Here is a 16,952-nt window from a genome sequence, read left to right on the forward strand (position 1 = left end):
TTGTCCATCATTTTCAGCCAGTGCATCCCACCGACAATGACATTATTTTTCTTCTGATTCAGTTCGTATGCCTCTTCCAGACTGGAAACTTTTACATATTGACTGATCTTCAGCATAGCTGTGCCTCCTTCTCAATCATCAGAATTTTTATTTTTACTGCTACATTTCCATGTAGAACTTATGTCTGATCAATGTTCCATCTTTTCCAAATCCATATCTTTTGGCAATACAAGATTCAGAACAATGGCTACCACAAATACTACCGCTACTACATTGGCAGAAAATACAGACTGTACCATTTCCGGGAAAACTCTCCATAAGTCGATCTCACTCGCAGCAGTAAAACCTGTACCTACGGCCAGAGATAACGCCGCAATGGTAATATTTCTCTGCGTAAAACCTGCTTTTGCAACCATCTGCATACCGGATGTCATAATGGTACCAAACATCATAATCGTACAGCCGCCCAATACCGATTCAGGCAAAGAAGCAAAGAAATTGCCAACAGGAGGCAAAAGACCTGCCAGAATCATACAGCCGGCACCTGTCATAATCGCAAATCTGTTTACAACCTTTGTCATTGCAATCAAACCTACATTCTGAGAGAAGGATGTTACGGGTGGTGTACCAAAAAAGGAAGAAAGTGCAGAAGAATATCCATCGCAAGCCAAAGAGCCGGAAATTTCTCTATCTGTAATATCTCTGTTCAAACCCGTGGATACCATTGCTGTTGTGTCACCGATTGTTTCTGCCGCAGAAACCAGATAAATAATGCAAACAGAAAGGATCGCACCTGCATGGAATTCCGGTTTATAAGGCATAATTTTAGGGAAAGAAACAAATCCTCCGGAGAAAATAACAGACAGGTCTACTTTACCCATAAAAATAGCCACAATATAGCCAACCAACAAGCCAACCAAAACAGACAGCTGTTTCAGATAACCCTTTGCAAAACAATTCCAGCCTAAGCATACAGCCAAAGTGATCGTACCTAAGAGCAGATTCTGTGCAGAACCAAAATCTTCTGCATAGCCGCCGCCAAAAGATCTTGCACCTACTGCAAACAAGGACATACCGATTGCTGTTACTACGGAAGCCGCAACAATGGGAGAAATGATTTTTCTCCAGTATTTTGCCAATAAACCCAATGTACCTTCAAAAACACCGCCGACCAGAACAGCACCCATAACACCGGGATATCCATAATTCGCTGCTACTGTACACAATACTGTAACAAACGTAAAGCTAACCCCCATGACAATAGGCAAACCGGAACCGACTTTCCAGACGGGATATAACTGAATCAATGTTGCAATCCCCGCGATAAACATTGCATTCTGCAGCAAAATCGCAATCTCTGCCTGAGATAATCCCCCTGCCGCTGCAATAATAGTAATTGGTGTCAGGTTTGCAACAAACATCGCCAAAATATGCTGCAGACCAAAGGGAATCGCCTTTAATAATGGCACGCGCCCCTCTAACTGATAGATATTGCTAATACTGCAATTTTTCCCTTCCATTCGTTTTTGCCTCCTAAATTTTTGCTTAAAACCGAATACTATAATCCATTAAATTATACTATAATCCCCCATAAGAAACAATAAAATCAGCATTCTGAACCGGAGCGTAAAAATAAAAAAGAAAGTTCCTGACCTGATTTTTTATCATGCCAAGAACTTTCTATATTTTCGATAAAGATTGAATGAAATCAGTCCTTAATATCACCTGCAGCCTGAGGGCCCTGTGCTCTTCTTCTGAATACAATCAGAACAACCAGAGTCAACAGATAAGGTACCATCTGTAAAATTCTCTGGGGCAACGCCAGATCAACAGTAATTCTGATGCCCTGTGCAAATGCAAACAGCAAACTTGCCAATAAGGAACCTGCAGGATTCCAACCGCCGAAAATCGTTGCCGCTAATGCCATAAAGCCACGGCCTGCAACCATTTCTTTTACAAACAAATTGCTCTGGTCTACAGAAAGATATGCTCCCGCCAGACCACAAAGCATGCCGCACAGGATAACGCAAACATAACGATATTTCGTAACATTTACACCGGCTGTTGCCGCAGCCTTGGGATGATCGCCAATAGTACGCAGACGTAAACCAATATTTGTTTTATACAGCACATACCAAGAAACAAACACGATCACAGCTGTCAGATACAGAAAAGGAGACTGCTTTTCAAAGAACTGACCAAGGATTGGAATCTGGCTCAGCCCGGGAACAGTCACATTGGAAATCTGTGCGACACTGCCGCTGCTACCGTCGGATTCCCAGATTGCACGACAAAGTACGATCGTAAGACCAGAAGCAAAAATGTTGATACCAACACCACTTACAGACTGGTTTGTACGAAATTTAATGCAGAGAACCGCATGAATCAGACCAAACAGACCGCCTGCAATAATGCCGGTAAGAACGCCCAGCCAAGCAATCCCCGTAAAATGAGCACCAACAACAGCGCCAAATGCACCAATCAGCATCATACCTTCGATGCCAAGGTTGATAATACCACTACGTTCACAAAGAACACTGCCAATAGAAGCAATAACCAGAGGAACAGCCATACGAAGGGTGATCATAAGCATATTCATCGAAAAAATACTTTCAAAAATTTCCATATTACTTACCGCCCTTCTTAATTTTAAATGCTTTCACCAGAGCCGGTGTTGCTACAAAGAGGATTACCAGACCCTGCATAACATTGATCATGCTTGTGGAAATACCTGCCTGATAACTCATTTTCATAGAACCGGCTTCAATGATACCGAAAAGTAATGCACTCAAAAGTACCGCAAATGGATTATTACGACCCAAAACTGCTACCGCAATACCTGTAAAACCGTACCCGGGAGAAAACAGATCAATGAATCTGCCCATCTTACCAAATACTTCTGTAGCACCTGCAAAACCTGCTAAAGCACCACTGATACCCATTGTCAGGATTGCTGTTCTGGACATCGCAACACCTGCAGCCTGTGCTGCTCTTGGATTTTCACCCACTGCACGGATGTTATAGCCCATACGTGTTTTTTCAAAGAAGAAATACAGTACCACTACAAGAATCAGTGCCAAAATAAATGCTGTTGTCAGCTGTGTTTTTGGAATCAGTTTTGTCAAAAAGTACTCATCTGCAATCGCAGCTGTAACCGCTGCCTGGCTGCCTTCTTCTTTCAAAGGACCATTTACAAAATGGCTTGTTGTAAATTTGCAGATATAGTTCAGCATAATTGCCACGATAACTTCATTGATCTGCATTTTCGCTTTTAAAAAGCCATTAAATGCTCCGACCATACCGCCTGCAATGGCACCAATCAGCAAACATACAACGATTACGACCAAACGAGGCATGCCCTGCATGCTCAGTGCTACTACCGCTGCGCAGAATGCACCCATATAAAGCTGACCTTCGCCACCGATATTGAAAATACCGCCTTTATTCGCAAAGGCACATGCCAGCCCCACCAGAAGTAAGGGTGTCGTTTTGGCTAATGTATTCGCGATTGCATTTGTGGAACCAAAAGCCCCCTCTAACATTGCAGAATATGCCACAATTGGATTATAACCGGACATCACCATGATCAGAGAAGCCAAGATCAAGGAAAGTACAATCGCCGCAACAGAAAGCACTATCTCATTCATGTTCTGTTTCAGATTTATTATTTTTTTCATATTTACTCTCTCTCTCTCTGTCCAGCCATCAGTAAGCCAATCGCTTCCGTGGATAATTCTTCATTTTTCTTCATTGCCAGTACTTCACCTTTATACAGAACCGCAATGCGATCGCTGAGCTGACGAATATCTGTCAATTCTGCAGAGATCAATAACACCGCTTTGCCCTGACTGCGAAGATCCATCAAAACTTTGTGGATATACTGAATCGCACCAATATCCAGCCCACGAACCGGCTGACATGCAATGATTAAATCCGCATTTTTATCTACCTCACGGCTCAGTACCATTTTCTGCTGATTACCACCAGAAAGAGAACCGATATTCTGCTTTTCACTTGTTGCACGAACATCGAAATGTTTCATCAAAGCATCTGTCTGTTCATTTAATTTTTTATAATCGATAATTCCTTTTTTTACATACTTATCAGAAAACTGTGTGCCCAGCAGGTAATTGTCTCTGATAGAAAATCCGGGCAGGATCGCTCTTGCATGACGGTCAGAAGGGATATATCCGATCCCCTTTGCACAACGTTTCTTTGTGCTCCAATGGGTAATATCCTCTCCCAAAAGGCTGATGCTGCCTTCTTTGCACTTGATCAGACCCATAATCATTTCTTCCAGCTGCTGCTGACCATTGCCTTCTACACCTGCGATACCGACAATTTCACCGGCACGAATATCAAAAGATACTGTTTCCTGTGCATTAGGCAGCAAACGAACATTTTTCAGAGACAGTACCACGTCCCCTTTGGGAACTTCAGGACGTTCCATATCAAAAGATACTTCGCGGCCTACCATCAAATTTGCAAAATCAGAAGCTTCTCTGCCTTCTACCTCTACAGTACAAATCGTCTGACCGGCACGCAAAACCGTTACTCGATCCGCAACAGCCTTTGTTTCATTCAGCTTATGCGTAATGAATACGATCGTTTTGCCTTCTTTTCTCATATCTCTCAGGATATCCAGAAGCTGCAGTACTTCCGGAGGAGACAATACAGCTGTTGGCTCATCCAGAATGATGATATTTGCACCGCGGTACAGTGTTTTCAAAATTTCAACTCTCTGCTTTTTACCAACAGACAATTCAGATACTTTTTCTGTTACGTCCAGGTCAAAATGGTACTGGTCTGCCAATTTCTGCACTGCTTCAATGCTTTCTTTTCTGGGAATAGAAAATTTTCCCAGTTCATGGCCTACCACAACATTTTCCCATACAGTCAATGCATCTACCAGCATAAAGTGCTGATGCACCATCCCCAGGCCAAGCTGAAGCGCATTACGGGAAGAATGATTGGTCACTTCCTGACCATTGACTTTCAGTGTTCCTGCTTCCGGCTTATATAAACCGAATAAAACGTTCATTAAAGTCGTTTTACCGGCGCCATTTTCACCAAGCAAACAGTGAATTTCACCTTTTTCAATCTGAAGATTTATATCTCGGTTAGCATAGAAATCACCAAATTTTTTTGTGATCCCCAACATTTCTACTACATACATGAATTATACCTCTTATACAGCAATATCTACTCCATACGACATGGTAGCATCGCCGCCTCTTTCATAAAAGCGGATTACCGCATATGCAAAAACATAGCGGTAATCCAGGAAATCCTATTATTTAAAGTTAACGGGAACTACAACTTCGCCACTGATAACTTTCTGTTCCAGTTCGGACAGTTTGTTAACGATTTCATCGGAAACCTGAATATTGCTGCCTTCCAGTGTATAACCGATACCGCCCTGGTCCAGACCCAGAACAACTTCTTCACCCAGTTTCAGTGTACCTTCAGAAGCAGCTTTCACGATTTCGAAAGAAGCTGTGTCAACACGTTTCAGCATGGAAGCAACGATGTGATCGGGATCCATGATATTCTGGTTGGAGTTACAGCCGATTGCAATGAAATCAGCTTCTTTTGCAGCTGTAAATACACCCAGACCGGAACCGCCTGCAGCGTGGTAGATAATGTCGGAGCCTTTGTTGAACTGGCTCAGAGCGATTTCTTTTGCTGTTGTTGTGTCACCGAAGGGGTTGTCACCTGCTACATACTGAATATCTACGTTAATATCGGGGTTGATGTATTTTGCACCTGCATCATAGCCTGCTGCAAAACGCAGGATTGTGTCATTTTCCATCGCACCAACAAAACCGATTGTAGCATTGTCTGCAACACCGTATGTTGCTGCATCTGCTTTCATCAGCGCTGCCAGCGCACCAATCAGGAAAGAACCTTCCTGTTCACGACAAGAGTAGTTTACTACGTTAGGTGCATCAACAAAACCATCGATGTAAGCATAGCCCTGATCGGGATAGTCTGCACATACATTTGTCAGTGCATCCATCTGTTCGAAACCTACGCAGATGATAACTTCGTATTCACCAGAATCAGACATATCACGCAGGATCTGTTCGAAATCTGTAACCTGTTTGGGTTCTGCATAGTCAAATTCGATACCCAGTTCTGCTTTTGCACGTTCCATACCAGCATAGATCAGGTCATTGTAACCCTGGTCACCCAGGCCACCGATACCCAGTACACAAGCTGCTTTAATACCGGATGTGCCAGCTTCTTCACCTGCTGTTTCGTTGCCACCGCATGCTGCCAACGCAAAGGTCATTACCATAACCAGCAGCATAGAAATGAATTTCTTAAAGTTTTTCATAATAATCTCCTCCTGTCTTATAACTATTAATAGCCATATGTATGGATTGTTTAATTTTGGAATGCTGCAAACAGAATATTCAGAGCCTTTCTGGAATCAACATCCAGACAATGCTCTACAAATCTGCCCTCAATTGGCTGTTCACGCAGGTCTACTACAACCTTCCCACGGCACCATGTGCCACCGCATTCCACGCGTGTTACCATTTTGCGTGTATGAACCACGCTGGGATCAACTGCCACTACCATCGCCAAAGGATCATGCAAAGGGCTATACTCCATGGTATAGTTCTGCTTGCGGCTGCCATTCATGTAGTATCTGAGTTCCTCAGAAACAAAGGAAACCATACCTTTCTTTTCCGGCAGACAGCAGCGCAGAAGTTTGTCCACATCACTTCTTGTCAGATGTGTCTTCAGCGTTACATCCAGGCCAACCAGAGTCATATCCCATTCTGCCGTCATAGCTATATCCGCCGCTTCGGGATCACCGCCTATATTCGCTTCCACAACAGGGCTGACATTGCCATGAGAATAAATAGTCCCCCCCATAGCAACCACGCGTTTGATCTTTTTGGCATAATCAGGATATTTCGTCAAGGTGTTTGCCAGATTTGTCATGCGACCCAAAGAAATCAGAACCAGATCTCCTTCATATTCGCAGGCTTTCTGATACATGAAATCAGAAACATCCATATCTACAACCTTCTGTTCCGTAGGGGGAAGTTCAACATCGCCCATGCCATTCTTACCATGAATAAAGTCAGGGAAATCTTCTACCTCTCCTACCAGTGGCTTTTCTGCCCCCGCACATACAGGAATTTTCCCTTCCATGCCTGCTAATTTCAGGATACGCAGTGCATTTTCAGCCCCTTGTGCAGCTGTTACGTTGCCTGTGCTGGTAGAAATACCGACTACTTCTACATCCGGGCGATTTAAGGCAAATAAAATTGCCAGAGAATCATCTACACCAGGATCGCAATCAATAAACATCTTCATTGTCATTGCACCTCCTCTCATCATTTCTCTATCATTAAAGTACAACTACCTTAAATGATTACAATTTCATGAAAACCATTGCTTCTCGCGATCTCTGCCAGTTCTTCCAGTTCTTCGCGAGAAGGACTGATCATCTGACTGCGATAAGGTTCACGGACACCAAAGGGACGGTATGCACTGATCCGGTAGCGAATCGGCTTTTCTCCCTGCAGTGGTGCCAGCAGTTTTGTAATCTGATCTACTGTTTTTTTATTGTCCAGATATCCAGGAACAACTACAGTACGGATTTCTTCCAATTTTCCGGCTTTCGCCAGTTTCACTGCATTATCAATCACAGGACTGCTGCTCGTTCCTGCCAGTTTGATATGGTCTGCATCATCCCATGCCTTAACATCCAGCATTACGCCATCACAGACCGCCATCAGTTCTTCGTCTGCCGTGTAATCATAACTGCCGTTGCTGTCCATCAATGTCGTTTTCTTTTTGGCTTTCACCAAAGTAAACAGTTCTACCAGAAAATCTCGTTGCAAAGAACATTCTCCGCCGGAAACTGTAATGCCGCGAACAAAGGGAAGATCTTTTTTCAAAGCTTCCATGATCTCTTCTGCAGAATATTCTGCGGTTTTCGGTGTAGACATATTCGGACAAGCACTCAGACATGCGTCACATTCACAGCATGCTTTGGGATCCCAGTTCACTTTTCCCACTTCCATCGTAAGAGCACCTGCCGGACAGACTTCGACACACTTCCCACAATGAACGCACAAGCGGATCGTTTCAGGATTGTGACAGTATCCGCAGGTATAATTGCAGCCCTGCAGAAATATCGCAGCCCTGTTTCCTGGGCCATCCACTACACTGGAGTGAATGATCTTATTTACAATCGCTTTCTTCATTCTTCCAGAGATCTAACCTTTCTTTCATAAATACGACTATTTTTCACTTCGCCCAGACCCCACATCGCATTTGCCTGCTGTACCGCAACACCGGCATCCAGCTTCGCAATGTCAGATTTTTTAACGAGATATCCGGTAATACGAATAACATCCGCATCATCCCCGTATGTAGAGAAATAGCGCATACCCATTTCAAAACCGCCCTTGATCATATCCAGCAGCGCTTCAGGGTTACGTTTTGCTGTTTCATCGAAGGGGAAGATATCGCCAACACCGGACTTGAAGTAAGGGTGGAACTGGCTGCAGTGAATCAGATGTTCATGCAAAGGCAGTTCATCGCCGATGGCAATACGCACGCCGGGGCTGATGGAGTAGTCTTCTGCGATACCAACCTGTGCATGCAGAGAGAAACGATGGTTCGTTACATCACAATAACGGCTTTCAAAACTTTCTACACACTCGGTCAGTTTATCCAGAATACGTTTTGCCAGTGCGTCTGCTTCTTCACTGTATCCATAAGTACCTGTCTTACCGTCTTTTTCCATCAGGATGTTGACACATTCGTTCATACCAACCATACCAAACATTCCGGTAAAACGATCCAGATGCAAGAAACCTTCCTGTACCAGGAAATTAGATTTAAAGAAATGTGTTTCTTCTACCAGGAAAGTGATTTTCTTTTCGATATATGCACACAATTCTGCTACTGCTTCAGGCAGCAGTGTTTCGATCAGATGTTCACTGTTATAAGCACGTTCTGCCATGTGGCTGAAAACGATACGGGAAAGCGTAAACGCGCCGCCGCCAACAGGTAGTGCATTATAGCAGCTTGCAATACCATAAGGCACATCATATAACTTGTTATATTCCTTGTGATTTGCAAAGCTGGGTTTTGCACATGCCAGCGCACATTCTACACAAGATACAGCAAAATCATCGGGTGTGATGTCCGGATCATATTTCAGCGTGATTGCGGGGATCGCATTATCTTTAAATTCTTTCTGAACTTCTGCAATAATTCTGCCTGCGCGTGTTGCTTCAGGACCCAGATTCATATGGCAGTAGGAGTCAGAAATCGTACGATCCAGGAAAAACATGAAATGACGAATCAGTTTTCTTGCTTCCTCTTCATCTTCAATAAAAGGTTCCAGCATCTTATCTACATTACCCAGATATACAGGATAATGTGTTACAGATGGAATGTGACGATAAAAAATTTCCAGGGCTGTTACCGCTTCCCATAAATTTGTAGGAGGATCCAGACGAAGGAATTTGCAGCCTTCACGCATCAGTTTTTCATAATCAGGCAAAATGTAGCGTGGACAATAGGTTGCATTGCCTTCTGTCATTGTACAGAGGACACCAGCTTCAACCAATTCTCTGAACTTCGGAGTTGTTTCAAAAAACTCAACATAGTTCATCGGAATAGAAGATAAGCTCATCATCGCCTGTTCATGTGTTAAAGCACTATTATTAATGACAGACATTACATCATTTTTCAAGTTGCCAATATTCATCAGGTTCACCTCTCCTTTTCTTTTTTATTATTTTTATCACTTTGATCAAAAATGAAAGATACTCCATATATACTATCGGGCGATCCCTTCTCTCTGTCCAGGTATACAGAGTATCCCCCTTACAATATTCACAAGAATACAATTTTATTCTACAAAAACGGGGTTAAACTGTCAATTCATTTCATTCACAAACTATCTTTCTATGTAAAATTTTCTCTATAAATGTACCGACTGAAAGAATGTTTTTATCCGAAAAATCATTCTCAGATTCCCTGTATCCCACCCGACGCCTGTCAGAAAAAAGGAACACAAAAAGGCGGTGCAGCTGCACCGCCTTATATCACGCTTTCACCAAATTTTTCTGTCGTACTTTCCTGCGCCCTGCAAGAACTGCCGCTGTTCAACTCACCGGATCACTCTGTTTCTTCAGACACCTGATCCAGATTCCCTTTCCTATTTTAACAGCTTCGCGGAATACTTACGGCAAGATCCTGCAAAAAAACATTCCAAAAAGTCCTTTTTTCTTTATTTCCTGCTTTTTAAAAGAAATAAAGTGTTCCACAAAATATTTCTGTGCATCCAGCGGATCTGCATTTTCTTTCTGATTTCTTTCGTATGTACCCTGAGAAGTCATTCGTTTAGCCTTCACATTGTCAGCCAGTAGCAGATCAATATAGAAAGAAAACCATCTGCGGTGTTCATCAGCCAAAATCGGACACGCAATTTCCACGCGGTGCTCCTGATTTCTGGTCATAATATCCGCAGAGGAAATATAGATCTGACGCAGTTCTCCATTCCCAAAGCAATAGATTCTGGAATGTTCCAGAAAACGTCCCACAATACTTATGATGCGAATATTTTCTGTTTTTCCGGGAATCCCGGGCAGAATACAGCAGATCCCCCGCACGATCAGATCGATCTGTACACCGGCACAGGATGCCTGCATCAGTTTATCGATCAGATCTCTTTCCGTGATGGAATTTGTTTTAATAATGATCCTGCCGTTTTTTCCTTTCGCGATCTCGTTATCGATCAGACGGAACAATCCCGGTTTCATATCTCGGGGTGCAATCAACAGACGGGAATAACTCTCATGAAGATTGCCGATCATCATATTCGAGAAAAAGGCCGCTGCATTTTTCCCGATTTCCTCATTTGCGCTCAGCAAACAGAAGTCTGTATAGATCGCTGCTGTCTTTTCGTTATAATTCCCTGTGCCGATCTGCGTGATATAGGAAATATGATTCTTTTCCTGATATGTGATCAGACAGATCTTGGAATGACACTTGAACCTTTCCTGTCCATAAATAATATGACAGCCGGATTCCTCCAGTAATTTAGCCCACTCGATATTATTTTTTTCATCAAAGCGTGCCCGCAATTCCACCAGAACGGTTACGTGTTTTCCGTTTTCCGCCGCTTCCATCAGATATTTTGCCACCTTCGAATTATTCGCCAGACGATACAATGTGATACTGATCGATCTTACGTGTTTATCTCTGGCCGCTTCTTTTAACAAATCCAGAAATGGCTGCATCGTATGAGTCGTAAGGGAAATTGTCTGGACAATGTCGTAATGGAAAACTTCTTTGGTTTACTGAAAACAGAGTTGTTTTATCTTCAGGAGTTTGAATCAATGAATCACTTCAAACAGGAATTGATCGAATATCTGGATTATTATAATAATCGACGTATCAAAGCAAAGTTAAAGGGCTTGCCACCTGCAATTCACAGACAACAAGCCCTATTAGCCGCTTGATCAATATAAAGTTAAATATTGTCTAACTTTTTGGGTTCACTTCACAAGACTTTCTTTCGGTTTTTTATTTTCTTATCTGACATCCGCTGCTGCAGCGTCCTTTTCTGTTTTGAACTGTTCCTTATTTCTGTTCTCTGAAAAACACTTCTCCTGTTTCATGGTTCATTCCTTCCACGATTGCCAAAGATTCCAGATCATAACCAAAGTTTCTGATTACAGTACCGCCGATCTGAAAACCTTTTTCAATGGCAATACCGATCCCTTCGACTGTAGCCCCTGCTTCGTTGCAGATGGAAATCAGCCCCTGCAGGGCATCCCCATTTGCCAGAAAGTCATCGATCAGCAGAACATGGTCTGCACTGCTCAGAAATCTTTTAGACAGGATAACCTGATTTACTTTTTTATGTGTGAAAGATTTTACTTCTGCAATATATACTTCACCATCAATATTGATGCTCTTCGCTTTTTTCGCAAATACCACAGGCACACCAAAGTGCTGCGCAGCGATGCATGCAATACCAATGCCTGATGCTTCGATTGTCAGGATCTTATTGATATTTTTATCAGCAAAACGACGTTTCCATTCTTTGCCCATTTCGTTGATCAGGTCGATATCCATCTGATGATTCAGAAAACTGTCAACTTTCAGAACATTGCCTTCCTTTACCACGCCATCTTTCAAAATTCTTTCTTCCAGAAAATTCATTTGTAATGCCCTCCCCGAATACCCTATCTTACTTTTTACTCATAAAATTATACTGAAAAACAGTTCTTATCGCAACCAAAGTACTCTTTTTCCTGATCAAAAAAAGGCACTTTTCTGCAGCCTTTCCAGTTCTTCTTTTGTATCCACATCAAAAAGTTCCAGAGGATCCTCCACCTGAACGCAGGCTACATTTTCTGCATACTTTTTCAAAAGATAAGAACCACCTTTTCCCTTTGGAAGATGCTTCAATTCCTCCGCATATTCTTTTCCAAAAAGCGCAGGCATGCCTAACTGTTCCCCACAGGCCAGACGCAGCAGATTTTTCTTTTCGAAAGAGAAAGCATTTCTCAGTTTCAGCAGGCTTTCTCTGGAAAGCATCGGCTGGTCACAGGCGCAGAACACGATCCCGTCCATATCCGCCAGAAATTCTGCTCCCAAACGGACAGTATCGTTTCTGTCAGGCAGTTCATGCAGAATGACATCCACACCTTTTTCTCTGCAGTACTCTGCCACATCGGCATTTCTTGTCACAACTGTCCTTTTCAGAAAAATACCTTCTGTTGCTTCCAGAATCCTCTGCAGAAATGTTTTGCCACCGATCTCCACAAATAATTTATTTTCCCCAAACCGCACACTCATCCCAGATGCCATGATGACACAGCCGACTTTTTTGTGCATCCCATCCAGGTCAACCAGATAAACATCCTCTCGTTCTCTCAGTTCATTCAGAAAAGGAAGATCCTGTTTTCTGAGTACAGCAAGAACTCTTTTTTTATCAAAAACATTTCTGACAGTCTCCTGAAAGGTCAGTTCATTGCTTTCCAGAAAACCAAGTTCATCGATGGAAACCCAATCCCCTTTGCTTTCTGCCATACGATAAAGAGCAGGGCAGCCCAGTTCCAAAAAACCCTCCGTTACTGTACGCATAGGGCTCCCTTTTGCTGCAGGATCAAAAATGCCGATCTTCCTTTCCTGTCCACTATCATTCTCTTTCAGAAGCACTTCCCTGCCAGGTACGGCATACGTGGTAATGCCGGGCAAAGGCTCACCCATCTCCTTCAGATGTCCGCAGAATGATCGAAACCTTGTTGTTTTGCCTGCACGGTGGGTTCCTGTCAGGATCAGATGCTTTTTTCCGCTATTCAGAAAAGAATTCCAGATACAGCTTTCTGTTTGCTTCATAACATGCCTCCCGATACGCTTCATATTTTTCCAGAAATACAACGGCCTCAGCGGTCAGTATACTTCCTCCACCGCCTTTTCCACCGATCTGTTTTTCCGTCAGCGAAAAACCCAGTGCCTCTTCCGCACGATTGATAATTCCGATTGCTTTGGAATAAGATAGGCCCATTTTCAATGCCGCTGCCCGCAAGGAACCACCTTCCTGAATGCCTCGAAGAAGTCTGCAGGGGCCTTCTCCAAAAAAACGAACATCTTCTTTATATAAATAAATGCTGGTTGCCGCTCTCATGTCATCCCTCCCAAAGCACCGTCAGGTGACGTATTCCATTTTTATCTGTACATTCGATCAGAGAAATATCTCCGTATATTTCTTTCAAAGCCGCTTCCATTTTCTCCAGCGAATCTTCCCCCGGATGCAGAACACCGACACAGCGGCCGTCTTTTAATAAAATCAACTGTTCACAGAAACGCAGAGCCAGCACAGGGTCATGCAGGCACAGAAGACCTGCCTGTTCTCTTTCCATGACCATTGTTTTCAGGTGTTTCATAATAAGATATCTGTTCTGCAGGTCAAGGGCGCTGTCAGGCTCGTCCAGCAGAAGCAAGGACGTATCTTCGATCAGCGTCCTCGCAAGGAATACCAGCTGCTTCTGCCCTTCGCTCAAAGTCAGATAGTCAATCTTTTCATATCCGCCAAGGCCAACGGCCATCAGTGCTTCTTTTGCTCTGTTCTCCTGTTCTTTCGAAGGCCTCTGCATCAGCTTCATCACAGGATTGAAACCCATCATCACCACATCCAGAACAGGAAGAGAAATTTTGATACCGCTTTTCTGAGGGATATAACTGACTTTTCTCGCCAGTCCCTTTACGGACATTTCCTCCAGACATTCTCCCTGCAGGATACTTTTTCCACCATGACTGAGCTGGTTTGCAATACATCTGATCAAAGTGGTCTTGCCGCTGCCGTTGGCGCCGATGAGGGCTGTTAAAGTGCCTGCCTGCAAAGAACAGGAAATGTCATGGATGACAGTTTTTTTGCCATAGCCTGCAGAAATATGCTCTGCAGAAAAAATCATTTTTTCAGACATTTTCATTTCTCCTTCTCAATAGCAGCCAGATGAGGAATGGTGCCCCCAACAGGGATGTAAACACACTGACGGGCAGCTCACTAGCCGCCGCACTTCTCGCCAGAATATCCGCTATGCAAAGAATACTGCCACCCAACAAACCACTGAGCCACAAGGAATGGATACGGTTATCTTTTGTCAGAAGTCTTGCACAATGCGGTGCCAGAAGACCTACAAAACTGATGATCCCTGTCACACTGACTGTCGCCGCAACCACCAATGTTGCCAGGAGCAGGATGCAAAGACGCATTTTTTCCACAGGAACCCCCAGCAGTGCCGCCTCTGCTTCTTCTACTGAAAGAAGCAATACCTGCCTATGTAACAGGAACAATGCCGCCATGCAAAGTACGGACAGCACAAAAGGGACAGGCAGTTTATCCAGAGTGATCCCGTTCAGGCTGCCCATGATCCAATATTCGATAGATGCCAGTTCTTTCTCCGGATCTGCAGATAATTTCAGCACCATCAGAATGGTCTGTGCCAGAGAATGAATGGCAATCCCCGCCAGAACGATAGATGCATTCCCCTTTTCCGGCGCAATGGAGGTCAATGCCAGAACAAGGACAACCGCGATCATACTGCCTAAAAAGGCACTTCCCATGACTACAAAGGCAGAGCCCGTCAGGAAAAGGATCGCAAACGCTGCCCCTGCACTTGCCCCGGAAGATACCCCGATCATATCGGGAGATGCCAGAGGGTTACGAAACACCGTCTGATATACCATCCCTGCCACACCCAGTCCAAAGCCTGCCAGAACCGCCATGCAGGATCTGGGCAGACGAAGGGTCAGAAACACTCGCATCGCCTGTTCTTCCCCTGCCATCAGTTCTTCAAAAGAAAGGGGATATTTCCCCACAAACAGCGAAAGAATGAAGCCCACCAGCAAGACCAGTGTCATCAGCAATATTATATTTTTGATCTTACTGCTTTTCTTCATACATCAATTCAACTCCGGAGTAAAACCATAAAATGTTTCATAAAATTCAGTTACTGCTGTTTCATATTCTGCCGCAGGGTAAACATCTCCATGGAGCACAGATGCCAGCCACAGGCATCCCAGCACACTGCCGGGAACAGGAGAATCCCAGCACTCGATTGCATTGGGGATGCGATAAACTGCATTGTTTTTCACTGCTGTACAGTCTGCCAGTACTTTATCCGCCAGTACATCTTCCACGCTGTAAGCCGCATCCGCCGCCAGAATGATCACTTCAGGATCCCATGCCAGCAGCTGTTCATAGGAAATTTCCGCCCAGTAAGTATCTGTCAGCACTTCTGCCACATTTTTCCCACCGCCGTTTTCGATCAGACAATGCTGATACATTTCGGGGCCTGCTGTGGAAAGCATGGAACTGTTGCCTGCCAGATACACAGAAGGTTCTTCCACATCTGTCAGCGCAGTTTCCAGCTCTGCCAGTTCTTTATCGATAAATGCCTGCATTTCATCGGCTTTTTCTGCACAGCCTGCCGCATCCCCCAGCATGGCAATGGTTTCTGCCAGCAATGCCTGTGTTTCAGGCTTCACCACCAAAACAGGGATGTCCAGCTGTTCCAGAGAAGGTGTGATATCTTTCAGTTTGTAAGGAAGAATCACCAGATCAGGATCAATGACCGCACATTCTTCCAGATCAAATTCTTTTACTGTGCCCAGTGTAGGCAGTTCCAGCAGCGCAGGCGCACTCAGACCATATACAGGTCTTTTTTCCGGTGTATTCTCCACACCTACCAGTTTATCCGCCTGACCCAGACCGATCAGCATACTCGTTGTGATATAGTACCCACTGATGATGGTTTCAGGTTCTTCTTCGATCACCACTTCACGACCTGCATGGTCTGTGATTGTAACAGGATACACTCCATCTGTGCTTGTTGCTGTTCCTGTATTCTCTGCAGTATTACCGCAGGCTGCCATAGAAAACAGCATCATCAATGCCATACAAATTGCAAAAACTCTTTTTTTCATAATATTTCTCCTTCTTATACGGGAATGAACAGAACTCTGTTTCTGCCGCCGCAGATCATTCCCAGTTCCACTTTATCTTTATCACTCAGATCATAATCTCTGATCATAGGTTCTGTCACATCTTTCGCCTGACGGATGGCCGCATATTCTACCGCACCGCCGCCAATGCTGTCAATGATCTGATTTTCTCCTACAAACATCATACTTCCCACGCCTCGTGGAGAAGAACCCGTCTTTTCGATGATGATACAGAGTGTACCTTTCTCTTTTACATGCAGCAATTCTCTGGATACAGAAGAAATCTGCTTTTTATTTTTCTCCTGAATGATTTCCGCAAGAATGCTGACTGCAATTTCCGCAGGAGTGACCGCCCCGATCTTCAGCCCGATAGGCGCATGGACAGAGGCAATCTGTTCTTCCGTTGCACCTGCTTTTCGCAGATTTTCGAAGTTCTTCTGCACCTTTCC

Annotated in this window: 16 protein-coding genes and 2 pseudogenes; 1 reads left to right on the forward strand and 17 read right to left on the reverse strand. The window is 44.0% G+C overall.

Features of this window, described 5'->3' with window-relative positions:
- The 10 genes and pseudogenes from ACJMLT_RS08145 to ACJMLT_RS08190 all read right to left on the reverse strand — a co-directional run.
- A pseudogene (locus tag ACJMLT_RS08145) lies at nt 1-116 on the reverse strand (molybdopterin dehydrogenase); the annotation flags it as partial.
- A 72-nt stretch (nt 117-188) separates the two neighbouring features.
- Nucleotides 189-1,520, reverse strand: coding sequence for a uracil-xanthine permease family protein (locus ACJMLT_RS08150; RefSeq protein WP_405729236.1), 1,332 nt, complete (start codon nt 1,518-1,520; stop codon nt 189-191).
- Nucleotides 1,521-1,708: 188 nt separating this feature from the next.
- Nucleotides 1,709-2,626: an ABC transporter permease gene (locus ACJMLT_RS08155; RefSeq protein ID WP_405729239.1), complete on the reverse strand. Its 918-nt coding sequence runs from the start codon at nt 2,624-2,626 to the stop codon at nt 1,709-1,711.
- A 1-nt stretch (nt 2,627) separates the two neighbouring features.
- The gene (locus ACJMLT_RS08160; protein WP_405729242.1) at nt 2,628-3,677 is read right to left on the reverse strand and encodes an ABC transporter permease; all 1,050 of its coding nucleotides are present in this window, start codon (nt 3,675-3,677) and stop codon (nt 2,628-2,630) included.
- Between the two features lie 2 nt (nt 3,678-3,679).
- Nucleotides 3,680-5,176: an ABC transporter ATP-binding protein gene (locus ACJMLT_RS08165; protein ID WP_405729245.1), complete on the reverse strand. Its 1,497-nt coding sequence runs from the start codon at nt 5,174-5,176 to the stop codon at nt 3,680-3,682.
- Nucleotides 5,177-5,293: 117 nt separating this feature from the next.
- Nucleotides 5,294-6,340 carry a BMP family lipoprotein gene (locus ACJMLT_RS08170; protein WP_405729248.1) on the reverse strand — a complete coding sequence of 349 codons (1,047 nt, stop codon included), beginning with the start codon at nt 6,338-6,340 and terminating at the stop codon, nt 5,294-5,296.
- A 50-nt stretch (nt 6,341-6,390) separates the two neighbouring features.
- Nucleotides 6,391-7,335, reverse strand: a complete 945-nt coding sequence (locus ACJMLT_RS08175) for a nucleoside hydrolase (protein ID WP_405729251.1) — start codon at nt 7,333-7,335, stop codon at nt 6,391-6,393.
- A gap of 50 nt (nt 7,336-7,385) precedes the next feature.
- Nucleotides 7,386-8,231 (reverse strand): YjjW family glycine radical enzyme activase, encoded by an 846-nt coding sequence (locus tag ACJMLT_RS08180; protein ID WP_405729254.1) that lies wholly within the window; start codon nt 8,229-8,231, stop codon nt 7,386-7,388.
- The gene (locus tag ACJMLT_RS08185) at nt 8,228-9,748 is read right to left on the reverse strand and encodes a YjjI family glycine radical enzyme (RefSeq protein ID WP_405729257.1); all 1,521 of its coding nucleotides are present in this window, start codon (nt 9,746-9,748) and stop codon (nt 8,228-8,230) included. Before ACJMLT_RS08185 ends, ACJMLT_RS08180 begins: the two co-directional genes overlap by 4 nt.
- 478 nt (nt 9,749-10,226) lie before the next feature.
- Nucleotides 10,227-11,285: a phospholipase D-like domain-containing protein gene (locus tag ACJMLT_RS08190; protein WP_405729260.1), complete on the reverse strand. Its 1,059-nt coding sequence runs from the start codon at nt 11,283-11,285 to the stop codon at nt 10,227-10,229.
- A 3-nt stretch (nt 11,286-11,288) separates the two neighbouring features.
- Here ACJMLT_RS08190 and ACJMLT_RS08195 point away from each other — a divergent pair.
- Nucleotides 11,289-11,507: pseudogene (locus ACJMLT_RS08195) on the forward strand (IS3 family transposase); the annotation flags it as partial.
- A 121-nt stretch (nt 11,508-11,628) separates the two neighbouring features.
- On the opposite strand, the gene ACJMLT_RS08200 reads toward ACJMLT_RS08195, so the two are convergent.
- From ACJMLT_RS08200 to ACJMLT_RS08230, 7 genes are all read right to left on the reverse strand, one after another.
- The gene (locus ACJMLT_RS08200; RefSeq protein ID WP_405729263.1) at nt 11,629-12,213 is read right to left on the reverse strand and encodes a xanthine phosphoribosyltransferase; all 585 of its coding nucleotides are present in this window, start codon (nt 12,211-12,213) and stop codon (nt 11,629-11,631) included.
- A 96-nt stretch (nt 12,214-12,309) separates the two neighbouring features.
- Nucleotides 12,310-13,395, reverse strand: a complete 1,086-nt coding sequence (locus tag ACJMLT_RS08205) for an NTP transferase domain-containing protein (RefSeq protein ID WP_405729266.1) — start codon at nt 13,393-13,395, stop codon at nt 12,310-12,312.
- A complete protein-coding gene (locus tag ACJMLT_RS08210) occupies nt 13,352-13,684 on the reverse strand; it encodes a winged helix-turn-helix domain-containing protein (RefSeq protein ID WP_405729269.1) in 333 nt (110 codons plus the stop codon). The genes ACJMLT_RS08205 and ACJMLT_RS08210 overlap by 44 nt, the downstream gene beginning before the upstream one ends.
- A 1-nt stretch (nt 13,685) precedes the next feature.
- Complete coding sequence (locus ACJMLT_RS08215) at nt 13,686-14,483, reverse strand: ABC transporter ATP-binding protein (RefSeq protein WP_405729272.1); 798 nt, start codon at nt 14,481-14,483, stop codon at nt 13,686-13,688.
- On the reverse strand, nt 14,476-15,459 hold the full coding sequence (locus ACJMLT_RS08220; RefSeq protein ID WP_405729275.1) for a FecCD family ABC transporter permease: 984 nt from the start codon (nt 15,457-15,459) through the stop codon (nt 14,476-14,478). The genes ACJMLT_RS08215 and ACJMLT_RS08220 overlap by 8 nt, the downstream gene beginning before the upstream one ends.
- 3 nt (nt 15,460-15,462) lie before the next feature.
- On the reverse strand, nt 15,463-16,485 hold the full coding sequence (locus ACJMLT_RS08225; RefSeq protein WP_405729278.1) for an ABC transporter substrate-binding protein: 1,023 nt from the start codon (nt 16,483-16,485) through the stop codon (nt 15,463-15,465).
- Nucleotides 16,486-16,499: 14 nt separating this feature from the next.
- Nucleotides 16,500-16,952 (reverse strand): XdhC family protein (locus ACJMLT_RS08230; RefSeq protein ID WP_405729281.1); only part of this gene is annotated, 453 nt, incomplete at its 5' end.

The organism is Anaerotignum sp., from assembly GCF_045122575.1.
In the GTDB taxonomy this organism is placed as follows: Bacteria; Bacillota; Clostridia; order Lachnospirales; family Anaerotignaceae; genus Anaerotignum_A.